Raw genomic sequence first — 4,762 nt, 5'->3', positions numbered from 1 at the left:
GGTCGGGGGGTTGGCCGGGTCGATGCCGATGGAGCGGGCCACCAGTTCCAGCTCGCGCAGCAGTCCCTGCGTCGAGCCCAACGGGCCGCCGCCCGCGAGGAGTTCCTCGTTGGAGAGCGGGGACGCGTAGTCCACGGGCACGTACGCGCCCGCGTGGTCGTAGTGCCAGACCAGATGCGACTGCTGGGCCGTCGCCTCGAACATCTCCAGCAACTGCTCGTAGTCACCGCCCAGTTCGCCCACCGGCGTCACCGCCAGGCCGCACATCTGGAGCAGATACGCCCGGCGCAGGAAGTGCAGCGCGTCGTAGTCGAAGCCGGCGACGGGTGCGACGTCACCGGAGAGGCCGGGCATGTAGGCGAAGACGGGAACGGACGGCAGCCCGGCGTCGCCGAGTGCCTTGTCGTAGACCGCGATCTCTTCGGCGAAGGGGTTGTCGGGGCTGTGGCACAGCACGTCGACGAGGGGGACCAACCACAGGTCACAGGCCAAGGGAGGCTCGCTCTCCAACGAGTTCGAACGGATTCCGTCGGGTTCTATCTAGTTCCGTCAGGTTCGTACACGTACGTACGAACCCGACCGTCGGGTCAGCGTAATGCGGCGAACGCGATCAGCGAAGACGGCCGACACGACCGTCGTTGTCAACGCGTCCTCGGCAGGTCCCATACCCACGCACCCCCCAGTCGCTCCCCCGGCCGGCCCAGCAGTTTCGCCACGACCTCGTACAGCGCCTCGTCGTTGTCCTGCGGAGCGAGCACCACGACGCCCGCCTTCCAGAACTCCAGGTCGAGTTTGGCCTGCGCGCGCCATCTGGAGCCGATGTCCGGAATCCGGCCGCCGTAACGGACGTCACTCAGGAGGTTGGAGGTGTAGCGGGGCGGCGCGCCGTAGATGCCCGTCCGGTCCGGGCCCCAGGGCCCGTTGAAGTAGCCCCCGGGCACCGAGAAGCCGAAGCCCGTCGCCGACTGCCAGTGCAGCGCATCCGCCTCGATCGGACTCGGCAGCGGTACGGGGACGACGCTCTCGCCCTCGGCGACGTAGTCCCGGTACATGCCGTCCGTGATGAAGCGCGGCACCTCCGCACGTTCCCGCACCGGCTGCGGCGTCGGCAGGATCGGCAGCAGCGCGGCGACGAGCGCGATCAGCCCCACCGTCCGGTGCGCGGGCGGTTCGAGGTCCTTGATCCGGGCCGCCGCGAGGGCGATCAGGACGCCGAGCGCCGGGGCGCAGATCATCGCCACCCGCGACTCGATCACCGACTCGAAGAGCGGCTGATGTGCCAGCGCGCGCCACGGCCCCGGCAGCACCACGTCCGTGAAGGGGATACGGATCTTCTGCCCCAGCGACAGCAGCGCGGCCACGATCACCGTGCCGGTCAGCGCCTTCACCAGCGGTGAACGCCCCAGCCACACCACGATCGCGAAGGCGAGCGCGGTCAACGGCCAGCCGTAGAAGGCGTTCTGCTCGGTCCGGTTCATCGCGAGCGCGTCGGCGCGCGCCTCGTCGCCGAACAGCGCGCGGCCCGAGAACTCCAGGAAGGAGAGCGGGCTGTTGCCGGCGTTGTCGCCGTGCAGGACGCTGTGATAGCTCTGCGGGCCGAAGAACTGCCAGTACAGCGGGAACGCCACCAGCGGCAGACACACCGCCAGCGCGATACCGAGCCCGCGCAGCAGCGGTCGCAGGGCGGCGCGCGCGACGTCCGGGCCCGCGAGCGCGTACGACAGGGCGAAGATCAGCATTCCCATCGCGGCGAGCAGCAACGGTTCTTCACCGAGGAAGATCTGATACGCCGCGAAGAGGCCGAGCAGGACAGCGTCCCGTACGGCCCTTCGGCCTTCCCCGCGCCCCTCGCAGAGGGACAGCGCCCGGTCGATGATCACCGGAATCATGAAGAGCACAAGGAAGTTGGGGTGCGCGGTGCCGTGCGACATCATCGGCGGCGCGAACGCCGCGAGCGCCGCGCCGAGGGCCGCCGCCGATGGGACGCGGGTGACGCGGCGCAGGAACAGCCAGTACCAGGCGACGGCCGTCACCGTCAGGCCGAGCGTGAGGACCAGCGCCCAGGTCACCGTCGGGCCGAAGAGGAGCGTGAGGGGTGTCAGAGGGACGGACAGGCCGAGCATGACGGTGTTCGCCATCAGGTTCACGCCGTCGGGCCGGCCCTGAAACGTGGTGAAGAGCGGATTGCGCAGATGCGCGACGTTGTCGGCGGTGACGCCGAAGAACCACTCCCACTGGTTCTGGTCCTGCATCGAGTCGGCGAGATACGCGCGGTCCAGGTCCGCCCACAGGCCCTTGTAGAGGAGGACGGAGAAGAGGAGGAAGAGACCGGCGACGGCGAGGTCCACCGGGCGGGCCCGGGTACGGAGCCGCAGGAGTTCCAGCAGTACGCGGCCGTAGTCCGCCGGGCGCACCTTCGACCCGGTCTGGTGCGACCAGCGCACCGGCACCTCGGTGACGGGCCAGCCGGCGCGGCGGAAGTGGCGCAGGATCTCGACGTCTATGCCCCAGCCGTCGAGACGGGAGGCGGCGAAGGCGGCGCGCGCCTTGTCGCCGTCGAAGAGTTTGAAGCCGCACTGGGTGTCGCGTATGCCGCGTACGGCGACGAGCCGGATGAGGCGGTTGCCGAGACGGCCTAGCCGTTCGCGCAGGGGGCGCTGGTGCACGTCTATGCGGGAGTCGGGGAGTGCGCGGGAGCCGATCGCGGCGGCGGTCCCGGTCTCGTACGGGTCGCCGTCGTCCGCCAACAGCGCGTCCAGCGCGTCCAGTTCCGCTATCGGTGTAGCCAGGTCCGCGTCCGTGACCAGCACACGCCTGCCGTACGACGCCAGGACGCCCAGCCGCAGGGCGTGGCCCTTGCCGCGGTTCTCCTCGCTCGTCAGCACATGGACGCGGGGCTCGTCCGCGGCGGCGCGGGAGGCGACCGCGGTGGTGCCGTCCGTCGAGCCGTCGTCGACGACGATCAGCTCCCAGTCGCCCCAGCGCTCCGGGTCGGCGCGCAGATGCGCGCAGATCGCGTCGAGGGTGGGGCGCAGCCGGTGTTCCTCGTTGTACGCGGGGACGACGACGGTCAGGTCCGCCGCCGTGCCGATGCCGTCGGGCGCGCCGGTCCGGTCGGGCACCCCGGTCCCGTCGGACACACCCGGCCCACCCGGCATGTCAGGTATGCCGCGTGCCGCGTCCGTTCTTCCGCTCATCGCGTACCCGCTCACCGCCGCGGACGTCCCAGCTCCGGATCCAGCCGGTCCGCCCACGCCAGCGAGTGCGCGTGGCACTCGTCGACGACCACGCGCGCGGCGTCCGCGTCGCCGAGCGTGAGCGCGTCGACCAGCTGCTCGTGCCCGCTCCACAGCCAGTCCCGGCAGGCGTTGTCACCACGCAGGAACGGCACGGAGAACACCCACGCCTGGACACGCATCCGGTGCAGGAAGTCGCAGATGTACTGATTCGCGACGAGCGCGGCCAGCTCCCGCCAGAACCGCAGGTCGTACCCGATCAGGATGTCCAGGTCCCCGCCCTTGGCCGCCCGCGCGGCCTCCTCGGCGCGGCGGCGCACCGACACCAGCGCCTCGGAGTGCACCCGCGCGATGCCGCTCACCGCGATACGGCGGAAGATCCCGTCCGCGATCAGCGAGCGCGCGTCGACCATGGCGCGGAAGTCGGCGACGGTGAACTGGTGGACGTGGAAGCCCCGGTGCTGGTCGGAGTCGAGCAGACCCTGCGCGGCCAGGTCGACCAGCGCCTCCCTGACGGGAGTCGCCGAGACGCCGTACTGCTCGGCGATGTGCTTGACGGTGAATTCCTCGCCCGGAAGCAAACGCCCTGCCAACACCTCGTCACGCAGTGCGTCCGCGATCTGTTGCCGCAGGGTGTTGCGGGTCACGGCTCCGCTGGCGGGCATTGGTGGTCGTCCCCTCATCCGGCTTCGCACACCTTAAGCCAGGGATCGGGAGGGGCCTCGGCTGGACGGCCCGGCAGGTCAGCAGGCGCCCGGCCGCGCGGTACACCGTGATCCGCGCGCCGGTGACCCGCCGGGTCCCGCACATCTCGTAGACCGCACGAGGCGCAGCGCGCTTCGCCGCCCCCTGGTCCGTGTCGTCCAGCGATCGGCCCACGAGGTCGTGGACGGCGACGACGCGCCAGAAGTCCGGCACGCGCTCACCGGATCTCGACGGTCGGCGGCGCGTTGCCGTACAGCGTGTACGAGGCGCGCGGGGAGCGCAGTGGGGCCGGATCGAGAAGGCGGCCTTCAGCCGGGACGGGCGGTTGCTCGCGGTGAGCGACATGGACAGCCGCGTCACCGTGTGGGACGGCCGGGGGCGGCGGCTCGCGGTGCTCACCGGAGGTTCGGGGAACACCGGCCGGGAGCCGGTGACACAGCCGTCGTTCGCCTTCTCCACCGCCGGGAGCAGGATCGCGGTCGGCGGCGCCGACGGCACCCTGAGGATCCGGGAGACGGCCGGGCGGGCGAGGGCGGGCGAGCGCGGGCGCGCCGCTGCCGACCGTGGAGGCCCCCGTACTCGCCCCGGCCTTCGCCCACGGCGGCACCCGGCTGCGCGTCACGACCCCGCGCGCGACGACGGACAAGCACGACGACGCGCACCGTCACGTTCGCACCGTCACGTTCGCGCCGCCGCGCATCGCCGACGCGGAGTGCGAGCAGGCGGGCAGCCAGGCGGGCAGGCGGCGGACTGCCCACTGGCACCGGAAGGCCCGTCTCCCGTCGCTCGGCTACCGCGAGACGCGCTGACGCGGGGGCCGG

Annotated in this window: 4 protein-coding genes and 1 pseudogene; 2 read left to right on the top strand and 3 right to left on the bottom strand. The window is 71.5% G+C overall.

Translation table 11 applies throughout. The features are described from left to right. The 3 genes from P3L51_RS35140 to P3L51_RS35130 form a co-directional block, all read right to left on the bottom strand. Positions 1 to 492 (bottom strand): putative DNA-mimic protein (locus P3L51_RS35140; RefSeq protein ID WP_354609424.1); only part of this gene is annotated, 492 nt, incomplete at its 3' end. A gap of 149 nt (positions 493 to 641) precedes the next feature. Beyond that, complete coding sequence (locus P3L51_RS35135) at positions 642 to 3,158, bottom strand: glycosyltransferase (protein ID WP_435594594.1); 2,517 nt, start codon at positions 3,156 to 3,158, stop codon at positions 642 to 644. A gap of 50 nt (positions 3,159 to 3,208) precedes the next feature. Beyond that, positions 3,209 to 3,901, bottom strand: coding sequence for a GntR family transcriptional regulator (locus tag P3L51_RS35130; RefSeq protein WP_354609422.1), 693 nt, complete (start codon positions 3,899 to 3,901; stop codon positions 3,209 to 3,211). A 191-nt stretch (positions 3,902 to 4,092) separates the two neighbouring features. On the opposite strand from P3L51_RS35130, the pseudogene P3L51_RS35125 reads away from it, so the two are divergent. Continuing rightward, positions 4,093 to 4,305, top strand: a pseudogene (locus tag P3L51_RS35125) (hypothetical protein); the annotation flags it as partial. Positions 4,306 to 4,504: 199 nt separating this feature from the next. Next, a complete protein-coding gene (locus P3L51_RS35120; RefSeq protein ID WP_354609425.1) occupies positions 4,505 to 4,750 on the top strand; it encodes a hypothetical protein in 246 nt (81 codons plus the stop codon). Positions 4,751 to 4,762: the final 12 nt, after the last annotated feature.

The sequence above is a fragment of the Streptomyces panacea genome, from assembly GCF_040560175.1.
GTDB lineage: Bacteria > Actinomycetota > Actinomycetes > Streptomycetales > Streptomycetaceae > Streptomyces > Streptomyces panacea.
This window is presented reverse-complemented; position numbering and strand designations above follow the sequence as displayed.